Source organism: Streptomyces chartreusis, assembly GCF_008704715.1.
GTDB classification, from domain to species: domain Bacteria; phylum Actinomycetota; class Actinomycetes; order Streptomycetales; family Streptomycetaceae; genus Streptomyces; species Streptomyces chartreusis.
Window position 1 is genome coordinate 6,736,127 of the sequence record NZ_CP023689.1, and the last position, 18,075, is coordinate 6,754,201.

The window sequence follows — 18,075 nt, forward strand, 5'->3', positions numbered from 1 at the left end:
CGTTCCCCGGTTCCCCGTCCGCCGGGATAACCGCGCGGTCACGGACCGATTGCAAAAAGTCACCGCACGCCCCTCGTGGCGGCGATGTGTCGTACTCCACACTGGGTTCCGGTGCCTGAGTCCTCGGAGCGCGGCCGATCCGTCCCCCACGGGTCCCACACCCCCGCGGTTCCGCTCATCGCGTACGGGACGGACAGCGGCGAGGCCGCCGACTCCGCCCTCGAAGCAGCGCTGCCGTACGCATCGGCAGCGATCATCCTGGAGGTCGCCCCCGTGCAGACCCAGACCCTCATCCAGACCGACACCGGTACGGACGGCAAGGCCGCTGACGCGGAGACCGAAGTTCTCGTCGCGGTGCCGCCGCAGAACCGTGTCGCGCACCACCCCGAGGCGGAACCCGATACCGCGCCCGAACCGGCGGAGCCGCCGGCCGGGGCGCTGGACACCGCTGACACCGCCGAGCCGGTCGAGGCGCCGCTGCCGGCCCGGGCCCGCGCCGACAACAGCGGTCCCTCCTCGGACCTCTTCCGCCAGTACCTGCGGGAGATCGGCCGGATCCCGCTGCTCACGGCCGCCGAGGAGGTCGAACTCGCCCGCCGCGTCGAGGCCGGCCTGTTCGCCGAGGAGAAGCTCGGCACCCCCGGTCTGGACGGCCGGCTCGCCCTCGACCTGGACCGTCTGGTCGTCATGGGCCGGATGGCCAAGCGGCGCCTCATCGAGGCGAACCTGCGCCTCGTGGTGTCGGTCGCCAAGCGGTACGTCGGCCGCGGCCTGACCATGCTCGACCTGGTCCAGGAGGGCAACCTCGGGCTGATCAGGGCCGTCGAGAAGTTCGACTACGCCCGCGGCTACAAGTTCTCGACGTACGCCACCTGGTGGATCCGCCAGGCCATGTCCCGTGCCCTCGCCGACCAGGCCCGCACCATCCGGGTGCCGGTCCATGTGGTCGAGCTGATCAACCGGGTCGTCCGTGTCCAGCGCCGCATGCTCCAGGAGCGCGGCTACGAACCGACGCCGGAAGAGGTCGCCGACCACCTCGACCTGGCGCCCGAGCGGGTCAGCGAGGTCCTGCGCCTCGCCCAGGAACCGGTGTCGCTGCACGCGCCCGTGGGCGAGGAGGACGACGTCGCCCTCGGTGACCTGATCGAGGACGGCGACGCGACGTCGCCGGTGGAGTCGGCGGCGTTCCTGCTGCTCAGGGAGCACCTGGAGGCGGTGCTGTCGACTCTGGGCGAGCGCGAACGCAAGGTCGTACAGCTGCGCTACGGCCTCGCGGACGGCCGCCCCCGCACGTTGGAGGAGATAGGCCGCATCTTCGGCGTGACACGGGAACGCATCCGCCAGATCGAGTCCAAGACCCTCAACAAACTCCGCGACCACGCGTTCGCGGACCAGCTGAGGGGCTATCTGGACTGACGCCGTCCGCGGGCGCGTGGGGGCTGATCGCGCAGTTCCCCGCGCCCCTGAAGGACGTCAGCTGCACGTACCCAAGGGGCGCGGGGAACTGCGCGACCGGCCACAACCGACCCGCGGCGGTCAGTCCACCTCGGCCACCGCCTGCGCGAACTGCGCCTTGTACAGCCGCGCATACGCCCCGTCGGCCGCCAACAGGTCGCTGTGGGCGCCCTGTTCGACGATCGAGCCGTTCTCCATGACGAGGATCGTGTCCGCGTCCCGGATGGTCGACAACCGGTGCGCGATGACGAACGACGTACGCCCGTGCGCCAGCTTCGCCATCGCCTTCTGGATCAGTACCTCGGTACGGGTGTCGACCGAGGACGTCGCCTCGTCCAGCACCAGGATCACCGGGTCGGACAGGAACGCCCGCGCGATGGTGATCAGCTGCTTCTCGCCCGCGCTGACCCCCGACCCCTCGTCGTCGATCACCGTGTCGTACCCGTCGGGCAGCGTACGGATGAACCGGTCGGCGTGCGCGGCCCGCGCGGCCTCCTCGATCTCGCCGCGGGTGACGCCCACCCGTCGCCCGCCACCACCCTTGCCGGAGGCGCTTCGCGCCGCCCCTTCGATTCCAGCGCCGTACGCGATGTTCTCGGCGATGGTGCCGCCGAACAGCCAGGTGTCCTGGAGCACCATCCCGATCCCGGCGCGCAGCTCGTCCCGCGACATGCGGGCGATGTCCACGCCGTCGAGGGTGATGCGCCCGGACGACACGTCGTAGAAGCGCATCAGCAGGTTGACCAGGGTCGTCTTGCCGGCACCCGTCGGCCCCACGATCGCGACCGTGTGCCCGGGCTCCACCTTCAGCGACAGATCCTCGATCAGCGGCTTCTCCGGGTCGTACCGGAAGGACACACCCTCCAGCGCCACCCGGCCCCGCAGCTCCTCCGGCCGCACGCCAGGCACCGGGTCCGCCTGCTGCTCCTCCGCGTCGAGGAGCTCGAAGACCCGCTCGGCCGAGGCGACACCGGACTGCACGAGGTTCGCCATCGACGCCACCTGCGTCAGCGGCATCGAGAACTGCCGCGAGTACTGGATGAACGCCTGCACATCACCGATCGACAGCGAACCCGAGGCGACCCGCAGTCCGCCGACCACGGCGACCAGGACGTAGTTCAGGTTCGACACGAACAGCATCAGCGGCTGCATCACACCGCTGTTGAACTGCGCCTTGAACCCGGCCTCGTACAGCGCGTCGTTCTGCTCGGCGAACTGCCTGGCCGACTCCTCCTGCCGCCCGAACACCTTCACCAGGGTGTGCCCGGTGTACATCTCCTCCACGTGCGCGTTGAGCTTGCCGGTCGTACGCCACTGCTGCACGAAGTGCGGCTGCGACCGCTTGCCCACGCGTGTGGCGACGAAGAACGACAGCGGCACGGTCACCAGCGCGACCAGCGCCAGCAGCCACGACACCCAGAACATCATCGCCAGCACACCGATGATGGTCAGCACCGAGTTGATCAGCTGCCCCATCGACTGCTGGAGCGTCTGCCCGATGTTGTCGATGTCGTTGGTCGCCCGCGACAGCACCTCACCGCGCTGACGCTTGTCGAAGTACGACAGCGGCAGCCGCGACAGCTTCGTCTGGACGTCCTCCCGCATCCGGTACATCGTGCGGTTCACGGCCCGGTTCACCAGCCGCGTCGCCACCGCCATCAGCAGACCGGCGACCGTGAACACGGCCAGCGCGAACAGCAGGACGTTCCCCACGGCCCCGAAGTCGATGCCCTGGCCGGGCGTGAAGTCGGTGCTGCGCAGCATGTCGGCGATCTGGCCGTCGCCGCGCTCCCGCATGGCCGCGAGGACCTGTTCCTTGGTCATCCCGGACTTGAACTGGCGCCCGACGATGCCCGCGAAGACCAGGTCGGTGGCCTCGCCGAGGATCTTCGGCCCGGCGACCGACAGGCCCACGCTCACCACCACGCAGAACAGCAGCACGTAGATGGTGATCCGCTCGGGCTTGAACCGCGCGATCAGCCGCCGGCCCGACACCTTGAAGTCCAGCGACCGCTGATCGGGCCCGCCGCCGGCCATCATCCGTCCCATGGGCCCGGCCATCAGGCGGCCTCCGCTTCCGTCAGCTGGGAGAGCACGATCTCCCGGTACGTCTCGTTGTCCGCCATCAGCTCGTGGTGCCGGCCGGTGCCGACGACCCGGCCCTCGTCCAGCACCACGATCCGGTCCGCGTCCCGGATGGTCGCCACCCGCTGGGCGACGATGACGACGGTCGCCTCGGACGTCTCACGCTGGAGCGCGGCGCGCAGGGCGGCGTCGGTGGCGTAGTCGAGGGCGGAGAAGGAGTCGTCGAAGAGATAGATCTCCGGGCGCTGCACCAGCGTGCGCGCGATCGCGAGCCGCTGCCGCTGACCGCCCGAGACGTTCGTGCCGCCCTGTGCGACGGGCGCGTTCAGCCCGCCCTCCAGGCGGTCCACGAACTCCTTGGCCTGCGCCACCTCCAGCGCGTGCCACAGCTCCTCGTCCGTCGCCTCCGGATTGCCGTAACGGAGGTTGGTCGCCACCGTCCCGGCGAACAGGTACGGCTTCTGCGGCACCAGGCCGACGGTCTTCGCGAGGACCTGCGGGTCGATCCTCGCCACGTCCTCCCCGTCCACCAGCACCCGGCCGTCGGTCGCGTCGAACAGCCGGGGGACCAGCCCCAGCAGGGTCGACTTGCCGCTGCCCGTCGAGCCGATCACGGCCGTCGTCTCGCCCGGCCGCGCGACCAGGTCGATGGACTTCAGCACCGGCTCCTCGGCACCCGGGTAGCGGAACCCGCCGCCCTGGATCTCCAGATGACCGTGCCGGCGCAGCTCCCGCACCGGCGCGGTCGGTGGCACCACGCTGGAGGAGGTGTCCAGGACCTCCTGGATGCGCTCGGCGCACACCTCCGCGCGCGGCACCATCATGAACATGAAGGTGGCCATCATCACGGACATCACGATCTGCATCAGATAGGCGAGGAACGCGGTCAGGTCACCGATCTGCATGCCGCCCGAGTCGATGCGGTGGGCGCCGAACCACACCACCGCGATGGACGACAGGTTCACCACCGTCATGACGATCGGGAACATCAGCGCGAGCAGGTTGCCGGTGCCCAGCGCCATGTCGGTCAGCCCGGCGTTGGCCTTCTGGAACCGGCTCTGCTCGTACTCGTCGCGCACGAACGCGCGGATCACCCGGTTGCCGGTGATCTGCTCGCGCAGCACCCGGTTCACCGTGTCCAGGCGCACCTGCATGGTCCGGAACAGCGGCCGCAGCCGCCGCACGATCAGGGTCACGCTGATGCCGAGGGTGGGCACCACGGCGACCAGCACCGCGGACAGCGGCACGTCCAGACCGAGCGCCAGCACGATCCCGCCGACGCACATGATGGGCGCCGACACCATCAGGGTGAACGTCATCAGCGCCAGCATCTGCACCTGCTGGACGTCATTGGTCGTCCGGGTGATCAGCGACGGTGCGCCGAAGTGGCCGAGCTCACGCGACGAGAAGGACTGCACCCGGTCGAAGACGGCGGCCCGTACGTCCCGGCCGAGCGCCGAGGCGGTGCGGGCGCCGTAGTACACGGCACCGATGTTGCACACGACCTGTGCCAGCGAGATGCCGATCATCAGGGCGCCGTAGCTCAGGATGTAGCCGGTGTCGCCGGTGACGACACCCTTGTCGATGATGTCCGCGTTCAGCGTGGGCAGGTAGAGAGTGGCGCAGGTCTGCAGGAACTGCAGCAGCACCAGCAAGGTGATGGGTTTTCGGTACGGACTGAGGTGGGTCCGCAGAAGTCGTATGAGCACGCTGCTTCTCTCGGAGTCGGCGACGGGGCGGCCTTTGGTTGCCCCTGGCCCCTATCGTCGAACACTCCAGCGGCGTTACCTCAACCGATTAAGCCGTCAGCGCCCCCTCATACGGCCTTCCGGGTCCGGTTCCTACCTCGCTCTTACCTTCCGAAGATCCACAGAGCCCGTGTCGCCACGACCGGAACGCCCCGGCCGCTACGACCGGAACGCCCCGGGATGGGTCTGCTCGCGCACCGACACGAACTGCTGGCGCACCGCCTGGCCCACCGCCAGTTCCTCGCCGGGTTCCAGGACCTGCGCCGCCGCGCCCTGCCAGATGGGCGGGGTGCGCGGGTCGAGCGAGCCCTGCGACGCGCCGAGCGCCCACGCGGCCTGCCGGGCGGCCCCCCGCGCCGCGTAGTCCGCGGGCTGCGGTACGACGACCTGCGTCCCGAACAGCGCGGGCGCCGCCGCCTGCACGGCCGGCAGCTCGGCCACCGCGCCGAGCAGGAAGACCCGCCGCACCTCGACACCCCGGCCGCGCAGCACGTCGAGCGCGTCCGCGAGCCCGCACAGCATGCCCTCGAACGCGGCCCGCGCCAGATGCTCCGGCTTCATCGACTCCCGCCGCAGCCCCGCGAGCGTGCCCGCGGTGTGCGGCAGGTTCGGCGTCCGCTCACCCTCCAGATAGGGCAGGAACACCAGGCCGTGGGAGCCCGGCGTCGACTTCATCGCCAGGTCCGACAGACCCTCCAGGTCCGGCACGCCGAGGAGTTCGGCCGTGCCGCGCAGGGTGCGCACGGCGTTGAGGGTCGTGACGACCGGGAGATGCATGCCGGTCGCGTCGGCCAGGGAGGTGATCATCCCGGAACTGTCGACGAGCGCCTCGGGGTGCACGGCCATCACGGAACCGGACGCGCCGAGCGACACGACGGCGTCGCCGAGCCCGATCCCGAGCCCGAAGGCGGCGGCCATGGTCTCGCCGGTCCCCGCGGAGATCAGCAGCCCCTCCGGAGTCGTACCGGCCGCCTCCGCCGGCCCGATCACCTCGGGCAGCATGGCCTGGTGGCCGAGGGCCAGGTCGACGAGATCGGTGCGGTAGCCGCCGGTGGCCGCCGACCAGTAGCCGGTCCCGGAGGCGCCGCCCCGGTCTGTGGTCCTTCTCACGGGCCGGCCCAGGAGCTGCCACACCAGCCAGTCGTGCGCCTGCATGAGTACGGCGGTGCGCGCGGCGTTCTCCGGCTCGGTCTTGGCGAGCCAGCGCAGCTTGGTCACCGGCTGCGCGGCCTGCGGCACACAGCCCACCGCCTGCGCCCAGGCCTCGCGCCCGCCCAGCGCGTCGATCAGATCCGCCGCCGCGACCTGGGCGCGCTTGTCGCCGCCGACCATCGCGGGACGCACGGTGTTGCCCTGCGCGTCGAGCGGGACCAGCGCGTTCTGCTGCGCCGACACGCCGATGGCCTGCACACCTTCGAGCAGCCCGCCGGTGGCCGCCTCACCGAGTGAGAGCAGCCAGGCCTGCGGGTCGACGTCGGAGGGACGCGCGCCGCCCTCCGGCGACTCCACCGGGTGCGGGGCGTACCCCTGCCTGAGCACGGCGCCTGTGTCCGTGTCGCAGACGACGATGCGCGTGAAATCGGGCGAACTGTCCAGCCCGGCGACTATCCCCATGGCCCAAATTGTGCCGTAGTGCTGCGCTGGCTTGGGCCATGGGCGTCGTGGGGGGTGCGTGTGGCTTTTCGGGTGCGGGTCGTGGAGGGCTGGTCGCGCAGTTCCCCGCGCCCCCTGGCGGCGTTGCCGTGCCCGGCGCTCAACAAGTGCTGCTCACGTGTTGCTCGTGCCCCAGTCGTCCTCTGCGCCTCCGTTGTGGGCGCTGCGCTCCCGTAGGGAGCGGACTCGTTGGGCCACTGTTTCCGGGACCCGGTCGCCGACCTTCTCGCTGACCGTGTGGTACGCCTTGCCCGCGAACACCCGGCCCTGCTGCGCCGCCGACTCCGCGGTGTTGCGCACCGCGGGGTTCTGGGAGATGTCCCGGGCGGTCTTCTTCAGCTGCTCGTAGCGCTCGCGTCCGGCGCGTGTCCCGAGGACGTAACCGACGGCTACTCCGATGACGAACGTGAGCCGGTAGCGCATGGCTGCCACCCTTCCCTTGAGTAGGTTCCTGGTGCGGCGTCGGTGCCGGGGGGAACCGATTGGCGGAGCACCCCCCTGCTTGCGCTAATGTATGTGTCGCAGCGAGCGCACGCCCCCTGGCGAATACCCAGGTAGGTACGTTCGATGCAATACGAGACCTTCCTCGGTAGCTCAATTGGCAGAGCAGCCGGCTGTTAACCGGCAGGTTACTGGTTCGAGTCCAGTCCGGGGAGCTCGGTCCTCCGTAGCTCAATTGGCAGAGCAGCCGGCTGTTAACCGGCAGGTTACTGGTTCGAGTCCAGTCGGGGGAGCACGCTGAACGAGGACCCCCTTGGGGGTCCTTTTTCATGCTTGATCACCTGCGGCGGGAACCGTGCAGGTCGGAGCGGAGTCCTTCAGGGCATGCGAAGTCGACCATACGAAGCAGGAGATCGTATGAGCGGCTATGCTGCGGCAGACGGCGCGCACACTTGTACGCGACACGCCGCTATGGGGCGGTAGCTCAGCCGGTTAGAGCAGCGGACTCATAATCCGTCGGCCGTGGGTTCGAGTCCCACCCGCCCCACCACGCACGTCTCTTTCGCGAAGAAACGTTCCGCACGAGGCGTCAACTCTGGGCCCCCGGACCGGAATCCGCCGCACTCCCGTCGGGGATGCGAGGAACTCCCCGTCGAGTGAGCATGAGACGCGAACGACGAGCGACTCAAGCGGGGGAGAAGCCGGGGAAAGCGAGCGGTGACGACCGACGAGGTCCTCTTCGGAGTGGGCCTGACCTTCGTGCTCGCGGTCGGCTCCCAGATCCTCGCCTCCCGCGCGCGCATCCCCGCACTGATCGTCCTGCTGCCGGCCGGCTTCGTCGCGGGCGCGCTGACCGACGACATCCACCCCGAGCGGCTGCTGGGCGCGGCCTTCGAGCCGCTGGTGTCGCTCGCCGTCGCGGTGATCCTCTACGACGCCGGGCTCGGGCTCGATCTGCGCCTGCTGCGCGGTCGCGAGCGCCGCACCGTGCTCCGGCTGATCGTGTTCGGCGTGGCCGTGTCCTGGGCGTTCACCACCCTGTTCGCCGTGCCCGTGCTGGGGCTGTCCGGTCAGGCCGCGGTGATGCTCGGCGCGATCCTCGTGGTGTCGGGGCCGACCGTCGTCGGACCGCTGCTGGATTTCGTCCGTCCTGCCGATCGGCTCCAGCGGATCCTCGTCTGGGAGGGCTCCCTCGTCGACCCGGTCGGCGCCGTCCTGGGCGCCCTGGTCTTCGCCGCCGTCCTCGACGACGGCACCAGGGGCGACGGCACCCAGCTCGTGCAGTTCGCGATCAGTGTCGGGACCGGTCTGGCCGGGGCCGTCGTGGGGACGGCCCTGCTGTGGCTGCTGTTGGTCCGGCTGCGGCCGAGCGAGGTGCAGGCCACCTCCGCGCAGCTGGCCACGGTGATCGCGGTGGCGGCGGCCTGCGACATGGTCCGCGCGGACTCCGGGCTGATCGCCGCGATCGTCATGGGGCTGGCGGTGATGCATCTGCCGGGCTTCGACGTGCCGGAGGAGCGACCCTTCTTCGAGACGCTGGTGCAGATCGTCATCGGCCTGCTGTTCGTGACCATCTCCGCCTCGGTCACCCCGGCCTCCCTGCACCATGTGGTCCTGCCGGCCCTCGGCCTGGTCGCGGTCCTCGTACTGCTCGCCCGCCCGCTTGCCGTGTGGCTGGCGACGCTCGGGGCCGGCCTGAGCCGTGCCGAGCGCGGCTTCCTCGCGTGGATGGCGCCGCGCGGCATCGTGGCCGCCGCCAACGCGTCGACCTTCGCCACCGGTCTGGTCGCCGCGGGCATCGGCGGGGCCTCGAAGATCCTGCCGGTCACCTTCCTGGTCATCGCCGCGACCGTGACGCTGTACGGCCTGACCGCGGTCCCCGTCGCACGGCGTCTCGGCGTCACCCGGACCACCCGCGCCCGCCCGCTGCTGGTCGGCGGCGACCCCTGGGCCGTCGCACTCGGGCGCGCCCTGCGGTCGGCGGGGCCGGAGGTGCTGATGTGGGCCAGTTCCGAGGAGCAGCGGGGGCGTATCCGGGCGGCGGGGCTTGAACTGGCGCCGGGAGAGCTGCTGGCGGCGGCCACCGGGCGCGGTGCCCGGCTCGAAGGCATCACCTCGGTGCTGTTCCTCACGGACGAGGACGACTTCAACGCGCTGGCGTCGATGGTGCTGCGCCGCGGCGCAGGGGTGCCGGTCCACCGCCTCGGCCCGCGCAGCCGCGAGTACGGAGTGGTGGCCCCGTACGGCACCGGGGAGACACTGCTCGCTCCGCGGCTCAGCCGGCTCGCCGTGGCCGAGCGGTACGCGCAGGGGGCGCGCATCGTGGCGCGGCGGTTCGAGGGCCCGGTCCCGCGCGAGTACGACCTGCTGCTCCTGGTGCGGGCCGACGGCCGGCTGGAGCCCGCGGGCGCCGGAGACCCGCCCGAGCCGCGGCCCGGTGACGTCGCCGTCATGATCGGACCAGTGCCGGATCGACCCGGGGGACCGCCCCAGGAGGGCTGAGGGGAGGGGCTCAGCGTGCCTCGGTGCGCCCGCCGCGTCGGCCGATGCGCCGCCGGATGAACCGCTGGAACCTGAGCGTCAGCACACCCACCACGATCAACAGCACGATGTTGAGCAGGAGTTGGGCCAGTGAGCCGCGTGCCTGGTCCCAGTCGGAGAACGCGAGCGACACGCCGATGCCCGCGGCCGCCGGGATCGTGGTGACCGAGATGAAGACGCCGAGCAGCGCGCTCGTCCTGGCCTGGGTCAGCGACATGATGCCGACGACGCCGGCCAGCACCGCCACGACGACGGAGAAGAAGTTGGGGGCGTCGATGAGCGAGGAGACCGGCCTGATGCCCAGTTCGAAGGCCGTGGGCTGCAGGTCGCGGGCCCGGATCACCCACGAGAACACCAGCGTCACCGCGATGGCCAGCAGGAAACCCGTGGTCAGCGCGAGCAGGCCCTGCCGGATCCTGGTGCCGCTGCGGTGGTCGATGCCCAGCGCGACGCTGGTGATGGCGCCGTACTCCGGCCCGACCACCATCGCCGCGACGATGAGGATCTGCGAGTTGGTGAAGATGCCCGACGCCGCGAGGAGACCGGCGATGACGAGATAGACGTAGAAGCTCGGCACGTAGGTGCCCTCCGCGCGGATGCGTGCCTCGACCTCCTCCCAGACGGGCGCGTGCGCGAGCGGACCGAGCTGCTGCCGTTCCGTCTCGGCGGCGATGCCGGAGAACGCGATCTCCACCGGCTCGATCACCATGGACCCGCGGCGGTCGAGACCGAGCTCGCGCAGCCCGCGCAGGACGGTGTTGGCCCCGCCCGCCAGGACGTCGCACACGATCGTGTCGCCGGTGGGACGGTGGGCCCGCACCGGCAGGACCACCAGGTTGAACACGAAGCGGTCGCCGGTCAGCAGCTCGATCGCCCGTGGGGTGAGATCGGCGGGGCTCACCAGCCTGAGGTGGATCATCTGCATGACGGCCCCTTCCGCTCCCCGCTCTCCGTGTTCTTCCGGCCGCATTCAGTAACGCCCACGGGGAGAGCGGTCGGCAAACCGACAGGGCGGGCGGCGCCGGGGCGGTTGCCGGATAGTGGGAACAGGGCCCGTCCGAGATTGCTCCTCAGAGATTCCGGAGCCGCAATGGACCGCTATCCCCCCATCGCCGAACACGGGCTGGTGGGCGACCTCCAGACCGCTGCCCTCGTCTCCTCGCAGGGCGTCGTCGACTGGTTCGCCGCTCCCCGGTTCGATTCGCCCAGTGTCTTCGCCGCCTTGCTCGACCACGACCGCGGCGGCTATCTGCGGCTGTCCCCCGAGCATCCCGAGGGGACCTGCCGGCAGCTCTACTACCCCGACACCGCCATCCTGGTCACCCGGTTCATGTCCCCGGACGGGGTCGGCGAGGTCCTCGACCTCATGCCGCTCGAGGACAGCCGCACGGCCACCGACCGGCACACCCTGATCCGGATCGTCCGGGTCGTGCGGGGCACCGTCGACTTCACCCTCGAATGCCGCCCGCGCTTCGACTACGGCCGCGCCGAGCACGAGCTCGAACTCGACGCGGACGGCGCCCTGTTCCGGGCCCCCGGCATCGACGCGCACCTGCGCTGCTCCTTCCCACTGGAACCGGACGGCCGGGACGTGCGCGGCCGGGTGACGCTGCGGGCCGGCGAGTCGGGCGGCGTCGTGTTCACCGTCTGCGCGCCCGGCGGCGCCGCGCCCGACGCCCCGTCCGTCGAAGGGCTGACCGGACAGTTCGAGGAAGTCGCCCTGTTCTGGCGGAAGTGGCTGCGTCAGTGCCGCTACCAGGGCCGCTGGCCCGAGCTGGTGCACCGCTCGGCCATCACCCTCAAGCTCCTCACCTACGCCCCCACCGGAGCGCTGATCGCTGCCGCCACCATGGGCCTGCCCGAACAGGTCGGCGGGGAGCGCAACTGGGACTACCGCTTCACCTGGGTGCGCGACTCCGCGCTGTCCGTGCGGGTCATGCTGGACCTCGGGTTCGCCGAGGAGGCCGTCTCCTTCGTCCACTGGCTGGTGGACCGGCTGCGCGAGCGCGAGGGCAAGGAGGGGGAGCCGCTCCAGACGATGTACCGGGTCGACGGCAGCCCCGACCTGCCGGAGGAGACCCTCGACCACTTCGAGGGCTACCGCGGCTCCGCGCCGGTCCGCATCGGCAACGGCGCCGCCGACCAGCTCCAGCTGGACATCTACGGCGAGGCCCTCTACGCCGTCTCCCAGGGGCAGGAGGTCGCGCAGCAGTCCAGCTTCGAGGGCTGGCGGACGCTGAGCAGGACACTGGACTGGTTCGCCGACGCCTGGGACCGGCCGGACGAGGGCATCTGGGAGACCCGCGGCGGCCGGCGGAACTTCACCTACAGCCGGGTGATGTCCTGGGTCGCCTTCGACCACGGGATGCGGCTGGCCGACACCTTCCGCAGACCGGCCGACGTGGAGCGGTGGCGCACGGCACGGGACGCCGTCTTCGACCAGGTCGTGGAGCGCGGCTGGAGCGAGAAGGAGCAGGCCTTCGTCCAGCACTACGACGGCGACGTGCTGGACGCCTCGCTGCTGCTGATGCCCAGGGTCGGTTTCGTCGCGGCCCGGGACCGGACCTGGCTGTCCACGCTGGACGCGATGGACCGCAGGCTCGTCTCCGACAGCCTCGTCTACCGCTACGACCCGGCGGCCTCCCCGGACGGCCTGCGCGGCTCGGAGGGCACCTTCAGCCTGTGCACCTTCCTCTACGTCGACGCGCTGGCCCGCGCCGGCCGGCTGCCCCAGGCCCGCTACACCTTCGAGAAGATGCAGACGTACGCCAACCACGTCGGCCTGTTCGCGGAGGAGATCGGCCCGACGGGGGAGCAGCTCGGCAACTTCCCCCAGGCCTTCACGCATCTGTCCCTGATCATGGCCGCCCTCACCCTCGACGAGGCGCTCGACGCGGCGGCGCAGGGGCGCTGAGCCATGGCCACCGACGCCCGTCCTGCCAGGCTCACCCCGGCCGAGTTCGACGCGCTGTACCGGCGCCTTGCGGGACGCGCAGCCGAGGGCGACGAGGGCGCCCGCACCCCCGCTCGGGTGCTGGCCGCGACCCGTGAGGTGCGCACCGGCCGGACGGTCACCATGGCCGCCCCGGTGCAGACGGCGCCCGGCCCCGACGATCCGGAGCCCGCCAGGCACCGGATGAGCCAGTGGCCCGGGCGGTCCGGCGAGTCCGGGAGCGGACTCCGCTTCGCCATGGACCGCTTCGCCATGAACGTCCACGGGGACGCCGACAGCCATATCGACGCCCTGTGCCATGTGATCTACGACGGCACCCTGCACGGCGGCGTGCCCGCGAGCACCGTCACCGAGGGCGGCGCCACCGCCCTCGCGATCGACGCCGCCCATGACGGCATCGTGGGCCGCGGCGTGCTCCTGGACATCCCGCGGCTGCGCGGCGTGCCCTGGCTCGAACCGGGTGATCACGTGAGTGCCGACGACCTCGGCGCGGCCGAGCGCGCCCAGGACGTCCGGGTGACCGAGGGCGACCTGCTGTTCGTCCGGGTCGGCCACCGACTGCGCCGCGCCGAGCTGGGCGCCTGGCATGTGGCACGGGCGCGCGCCGGGCTGCATCCGTCCGCGATGGAGTTCCTCGCGGAGCGCCGGGTCGCCGTGCTCGGCGGCGACGGCAACAACGACACCGCCCCGAGCTGCACCGACGGCGTCGACTTCCCCGTACACGTGCTGGCGATCCACGCCTTGGGCCTGTACCTGCTGGACTACCTCCAGTTCGAGGACCTGGTGCGGGTGTGCGAGGAGGAGGGGCGCTGGTCGTTCCTCTGTGTCGTCGCCCCCCTGCGGCTGCCCGAGGCCACCGGATCACCGGTGAATCCGATCGCCGTCCTCTGAGTACGCCCGGATCCGCGCCGAGTCGCCGCTCCCCGGGACGGCCGATACCGTCGAAACAGGGGACACATGTTCCACTCCAGGAACGGGGGTCTCGTCATGGCCGACGACCGGCACTACGACGTCATCATCATCGGAACGGGAGCGGGCGGCGGCACACTCGCCCACCGGCTGGCTCCCACCGGAAAACGCGTCCTCATCCTGGAACGCGGCGACTACCTGCCGCGCGAGCGCGACAACTGGGAGTCCACCGCCGTCTTCGTCAAGGGCAAGTACCGCGCCCCGGAGTTCTGGTACGACAAGCACGGCAAGGAGTTCCCGCCGGAGGTCAACTACTACGTCGGCGGCAACACCAAGTTCTACGGCGCCGCGCTCTTCCGGCTGCGGCCCGAGGACTTCGGGGAACTGCGCCACCACGACGGTGTCTCACCGGCCTGGCCGATCCGCTACGAGGACCTGGAGCCGTACTACACCCAGGCCGAGCAGCTCTACCTGGTGCACGGACGGCACGGCGAGGACCCGACAGAGGGGGCGGCCGGCGGCCAGTACCCGCACCCCCCGGTCGAGCACGAGCCGCGCATCCAGCAGTTGAGCGACGACCTGGAGAAGCGGGGCCTGCACCCCTTCCACCTGCCCATCGGCGTGAACCTCACCCAGGACGAGAACGGCGGGGCCACCCGCACCAGCGCCTGCATCCGCTGCGACCGGGTCGACGGCTTCCCCTGCCTGCTGGGCGCCAAGTCAGACGCGCAGGTGATCTGCGTCGACCCGGCGCTCCGGCACGACAACGTCACGATGGTGACCGGCGCCCACGTACGACGTCTGGAGACCGACCCGACCGGGCGCACCGTCACCGGGGTGGTCACTCAGGTCGGCGACATGACCGAGTCGTTCAGCGCCGACATCGTGGTGGTGGCCTGCGGCGCGGTCAACTCCGCCGTGCTGCTGCTGCGTTCGGCGAACGACCGGCACCCGGGCGGCCTGGCCAACAGCTCCGACGTGGTGGGACGCCACTACATGCGGCACAACAACCTGGCGCTGATGGCCGTGTCGAAGGAACCCAACCCCACCAAGTTCCAGAAGACCCTGGCGCTGCACGACTGGTATCTGGGCGCGGACGACTGGGACTTCCCGCTCGGCGGCATCCAGATGCTCGGCAAGTCCGACGCCGACCAGATCCACGGCGAGGCGCCCCGCTGGGCCGGCGCCGTCGCGCCCGACATGCCGTTCGAGACCCTCGCCCACCACGCCGTCGACTTCTGGCTGTGCGGGGAGGACCTCCCGCTGCCCGAGAGCCGCGTCACCCTCGACGAGGACGACGGGGTCCATCTCGCCCTCGACGAGAAGAACAACATCGCCGGGCTCGAGCGCCTCCGGCACAAGCTGCGCGGGATGCTCGAACACCTGGGCATGCACGAGCACCATCTGCTGCCGCACAGCCTCTACCTGCACAAGGGCATGCCGATCGGGGCCACCGCACACCAGGCCGGCACCGTACGGTTCGGCTCGGACCCGCGGAGCTCCGCCCTCGACGTGCACTGCAAGGCCCACGACCTCGACAACCTCTACGTCGTGGACACCGGCTTCTTCCCCAGCATCGGCGCGGTGAACCCGTCACTGACCGCCATGGCGAACGCCCTGCGGGTCGGCGACCACATCGCCGAACGGCTGCGCTGACGGGACGGCGGTCAGTAGTTGTCCCCCGGCGCCTTCGCGGCCCCGGTGTCGGAGTCCGTGAGCGGCTCCAGGGTGCCCATGGTGTCGAGCCGGTACAGCAGCACCAGGGCCGGGCCGACCAGGACGACGGCGATGACCGTGACGATCGCCAGCCAGCGCAGGGTGTGCGCGGCACCGGCCGCCTCGGACACCGTCAGGGAGGTGGGCAGCAGATAGGGCCGTTGCGCGAGGCCCCAGGCGACGACGATCAGCGCGACGCTCGCCACCGAGGTGTACCGGGTCCACGCGTAGGACCGGCGCAGCAGGAGCACCACCGTGGCCACCCCGCACACCCCGGCCAGGATCACCGGCAGCAGCCCCCAGCCGCTCGTGAGGCCGTCCCAGACGTATCGGGCGTCGTCGTGGGTGACGGGCAGGGCGACGATCGCGAGGACGACGACGGCGGCGAAGGCGAACAGCGCGCGCACCCGGAAGTAGTCCACCAGGTCCTCGGCGTCGAATCGCAGCGCGTCGGAGCAGAGGAACACCGCTCCCAGGAACGCGGTGGCGGCGACGGCCAGCAGGCCTGTCAGGACCGACGTCGGATTGGCCCAGGCGTCCGCGGTGGCGGTCGTGCCGACGGCGACCCGGCCGGCGGCGACGGCGCCGAGCGCCGCTCCGAGGAAGAACGGCGTGACCAGCGACGCCAGTGCGAACGCGGCGCCGTAGATCCGTCGTCGGGCGAGCCGCCGGGTCGGCTTGCGCAGGGCGAACCCGGCGCCGCGCAGCACCAGCCCGACCGCGGCGAGGGCGAGCGGCAGCCACAGGGCGGTGAACACGGCCTGGAACAGCGTCGGGAAGCCGGTCCACATGACGACCAGGACGAAGATCAGCCAGACGTTGTTGGTCTCCCAGACCGGCGCCATGGCGTGGTCGATCAGCCAACGGGGCCGCCGGCCGCGCTCGGCCCCGCCGGCCAGCAGGTCCCAGAACCCGGCGCCGTAGTCGGTGCCGCCGGCGCAGGCGTAGGCGGCGATGGCGAGGACCATCACCCAGGCGATGAGGTCGGCCATCATGACGAACCGCCCTTGGAGTCGCCGGAGCCGGAGCCGTCACCGGGCGCGGTGCGGGCGCCCGCCGGCTCGGGCTCGCCCCTGGGGCCGTAAGGGGTGTCGGTCTCCGGGTGCGGTCCCGTGCGGGCGGCCGGGTCGGCCTCGTCGGCGATGCGCCAGCGCGTCCGCATCTTCAGCAGGACCGCGAGGAACGCCCCGAACACGCACACGTACACGGCCATGACGATGCCGAGCATGGTCCAGAGCGAGCCGGCGCGGGTGTCGGTCACCGCCTCCGAGACCCGCATGTGGTTGTAGACGATCCAGGGCTGACGGCCCACCTCGGTGGTGATCCAGCCGCACTCCACGGTCACCAGGCAGGCCGCTCCCGCGATCGCGGCGCAGCGGAAGAACCAGCGGCTGTGCGGCAGGTCCCGGCGCCGCAGCCAGCACCAGCCGTACCACAGGGCGAGCAGGATCAGCAGGCTGCCGATGGTGGCCATGATGTCGAACGCCCAGTGGACGATGGTGGCCTGGACGGCGTTGGGACGGTCCGAGGCCGGTACCGACGTCAGCCCGGTCACCTTGGTGCTGGGCTTGAAGCCGGCGAGGATCGAGTCCAGTTGGGGGATCTTGATCCCGCCGGAGATCGATCCGTCGCTGTTCAGCCGCCCGAACAGATACTCGGGGACATGGGTGTCCGTCTCCCAGACGATCTCCATGGCCGCGAACTTGATCGGCTGCTTGTGGAAGACGGACCGGGCGGCGGAGTCGCCGAGCATGAACTGGATCGGGGTCAGGATCGCGGCCACGGTGAACGGCACCGTGAAGCCGAGCCGGTGATAACGGTCGCGCCGCCCGCGCAGCCAGCCGACCGCGTACACGCCGGCGACCAGGTAACCGGCCGTCAGGAACATCGCCACCACGAAGTGCCAGTACTCCGCGCCGAAGATCGGGGTGAAGATCGCCTGCCGTACGTCGACCTGGACGGGATCGCCGTTCGCGTCGAGCTCGAACCCCTGCGGCGTGTTCATCCAGGAGTTGGCCGCGATGATGCCGAACGCCCCCAGCAGCGCGGTCAGCGGCAGCGGCACGGCCAGCCAGAAGTGCGTCCAGGGCTTCAGGCGGCGCCAGCCGTAGAGGTAGATCGCGATCAGGATCGCCTCGAGGAAGAACGCCCAGGCCTCGACGCCGAATCCGAGGCCGAAGACGTCACCCCAGCGGCCCATCATCCCCGGCCACAGCAGGCCGAGTTCGAAGGACAGCACGGTGCCGGTGACGACCCCGACGGCGAACTGGATCGCCATCACGGCCGACCAGCGGCGGGCGAGCTTGAGCGCGACGGGGTCGTCGCGGCGCAGCCCCCGGTAATGCATGATCAGGGTGATGAGCGGCAGGGCCACGCCGAACGGGACCAGCAGGATGTGCGAGGCGAGCGTGAACGCCATCAGCTCGCGGGCCGGCAGGAGTTGGGGCGGGGTGCTCGCCGCCAGCAGGGACACGGTGCCGATCATGTGCGCCTCGGTGGTCTGGGCCCGCGGGACGCGGGGGTGCGGAACGACGAGGTGTGTGCCGGGCCGGGACGCCGGACGGGCCGGATCGC

The 18,075-nt window shown here is 70.9% G+C and carries 12 protein-coding genes and 3 tRNA genes; 8 read left to right on the plus strand and 7 right to left on the minus strand.

Features of this window, described 5'->3' with window-relative positions:
• Positions 1-111: 111 nt before the first annotated feature.
• Positions 112-1,416, plus strand: a complete 1,305-nt coding sequence (locus CP983_RS29625; RefSeq protein WP_107906704.1) for an RNA polymerase sigma factor — start codon at positions 112-114, stop codon at positions 1,414-1,416.
• 120 nt (positions 1,417-1,536) lie between these two features.
• Here the strand turns inward: CP983_RS29625 and CP983_RS29630 are convergent, their stop codons facing one another.
• The 4 genes from CP983_RS29630 to CP983_RS29645 all read right to left on the minus strand — a co-directional run bounded on the left by CP983_RS29630 (position 1,537) and on the right by CP983_RS29645 (position 7,364).
• Positions 1,537-3,516, minus strand: coding sequence for an ABC transporter ATP-binding protein (locus CP983_RS29630; protein WP_150502906.1), 1,980 nt, complete (start codon positions 3,514-3,516; stop codon positions 1,537-1,539).
• Positions 3,516-5,249: an ABC transporter ATP-binding protein gene (locus CP983_RS29635; RefSeq protein WP_107906706.1), complete on the minus strand. Its 1,734-nt coding sequence runs from the start codon at positions 5,247-5,249 to the stop codon at positions 3,516-3,518. The genes CP983_RS29630 and CP983_RS29635 overlap by 1 nt, the downstream gene beginning before the upstream one ends.
• A gap of 198 nt (positions 5,250-5,447) precedes the next feature.
• Positions 5,448-6,902: an FGGY family carbohydrate kinase gene (locus CP983_RS29640; RefSeq protein WP_150502908.1), complete on the minus strand. Its 1,455-nt coding sequence runs from the start codon at positions 6,900-6,902 to the stop codon at positions 5,448-5,450.
• Positions 6,903-7,055: 153 nt separating this feature from the next.
• A complete protein-coding gene (locus CP983_RS29645) occupies positions 7,056-7,364 on the minus strand; it encodes a YtxH domain-containing protein (RefSeq protein ID WP_125525786.1) in 309 nt (102 codons plus the stop codon).
• A gap of 160 nt (positions 7,365-7,524) precedes the next feature.
• On the opposite strand from CP983_RS29645, the gene CP983_RS29650 reads away from it, so the two are divergent.
• From CP983_RS29650 to CP983_RS29665, 4 genes are all read left to right on the plus strand, one after another.
• Positions 7,525-7,597, plus strand: a tRNA-Asn gene (locus CP983_RS29650).
• Positions 7,598-7,602: 5 nt separating this feature from the next.
• Positions 7,603-7,675: transfer RNA gene (locus CP983_RS29655), tRNA-Asn, on the plus strand.
• 180 nt (positions 7,676-7,855) lie between these two features.
• A tRNA-Ile gene (locus CP983_RS29660) sits at positions 7,856-7,932 on the plus strand.
• 167 nt (positions 7,933-8,099) lie between these two features.
• A complete protein-coding gene (locus CP983_RS29665; RefSeq protein ID WP_150502910.1) occupies positions 8,100-9,884 on the plus strand; it encodes a cation:proton antiporter in 1,785 nt (594 codons plus the stop codon).
• Positions 9,885-9,894: 10 nt separating this feature from the next.
• On the opposite strand, the gene CP983_RS29670 is transcribed toward CP983_RS29665, so the two are convergent.
• Positions 9,895-10,848, minus strand: a complete 954-nt coding sequence (locus CP983_RS29670; RefSeq protein ID WP_150502912.1) for a DUF389 domain-containing protein — start codon at positions 10,846-10,848, stop codon at positions 9,895-9,897.
• Between the two features lie 165 nt (positions 10,849-11,013).
• On the opposite strand from CP983_RS29670, the gene CP983_RS29675 reads away from it, so the two are divergent.
• From CP983_RS29675 to CP983_RS29685, 3 genes are all read left to right on the plus strand, one after another.
• Positions 11,014-12,837: a glycoside hydrolase family 15 protein gene (locus CP983_RS29675; RefSeq protein ID WP_150502914.1), complete on the plus strand. Its 1,824-nt coding sequence runs from the start codon at positions 11,014-11,016 to the stop codon at positions 12,835-12,837.
• Positions 12,838-12,840: 3 nt separating this feature from the next.
• Positions 12,841-13,767 (plus strand): cyclase family protein, encoded by a 927-nt coding sequence (locus CP983_RS29680; protein ID WP_150502916.1) that lies wholly within the window; start codon positions 12,841-12,843, stop codon positions 13,765-13,767.
• A gap of 96 nt (positions 13,768-13,863) precedes the next feature.
• Positions 13,864-15,441 (plus strand): GMC oxidoreductase, encoded by a 1,578-nt coding sequence (locus CP983_RS29685; protein WP_150506965.1) that lies wholly within the window; start codon positions 13,864-13,866, stop codon positions 15,439-15,441.
• Positions 15,442-15,452: 11 nt separating this feature from the next.
• On the opposite strand, the gene CP983_RS29690 is transcribed toward CP983_RS29685, so the two are convergent.
• Both CP983_RS29690 and CP983_RS29695 read right to left on the minus strand, forming a co-directional pair.
• The gene (locus tag CP983_RS29690; RefSeq protein ID WP_167537777.1) at positions 15,453-16,496 is read right to left on the minus strand and encodes a cytochrome d ubiquinol oxidase subunit II; all 1,044 of its coding nucleotides are present in this window, start codon (positions 16,494-16,496) and stop codon (positions 15,453-15,455) included.
• Complete coding sequence (locus tag CP983_RS29695; RefSeq protein ID WP_150502918.1) at positions 16,493-17,986, minus strand: cytochrome ubiquinol oxidase subunit I; 1,494 nt, start codon at positions 17,984-17,986, stop codon at positions 16,493-16,495. Before CP983_RS29695 ends, CP983_RS29690 begins: the two co-directional genes overlap by 4 nt.
• Positions 17,987-18,075: the final 89 nt, after the last annotated feature.

Coding starts and splice junctions, on each gene's coding strand:
- CP983_RS29630 (WP_150502906.1), bottom strand. CDS start 3,516: ATGGCCGGGCCCATGGGACGGATGATGGCCGGCGGCGGGCCCGATCAG.
- CP983_RS29640 (WP_150502908.1), bottom strand. CDS start 6,902: ATGGGGATAGTCGCCGGGCTGGACAGTTCGCCCGATTTCACGCGCATC.
- CP983_RS29645 (WP_125525786.1), bottom strand. CDS start 7,364: ATGCGCTACCGGCTCACGTTCGTCATCGGAGTAGCCGTCGGTTACGTC.
- CP983_RS29670 (WP_150502912.1), bottom strand. CDS start 10,848: ATGCAGATGATCCACCTCAGGCTGGTGAGCCCCGCCGATCTCACCCCA.
- CP983_RS29675 (WP_150502914.1), top strand. CDS start 11,014: ATGGACCGCTATCCCCCCATCGCCGAACACGGGCTGGTGGGCGACCTC.
- CP983_RS29680 (WP_150502916.1), top strand. CDS start 12,841: ATGGCCACCGACGCCCGTCCTGCCAGGCTCACCCCGGCCGAGTTCGAC.
- CP983_RS29685 (WP_150506965.1), top strand. CDS start 13,864: ATGGCCGACGACCGGCACTACGACGTCATCATCATCGGAACGGGAGCG.
- CP983_RS29690 (WP_167537777.1), bottom strand. CDS start 16,496: ATGATGGCCGACCTCATCGCCTGGGTGATGGTCCTCGCCATCGCCGCC.
- CP983_RS29695 (WP_150502918.1), bottom strand. CDS start 17,986: ATGATCGGCACCGTGTCCCTGCTGGCGGCGAGCACCCCGCCCCAACTC.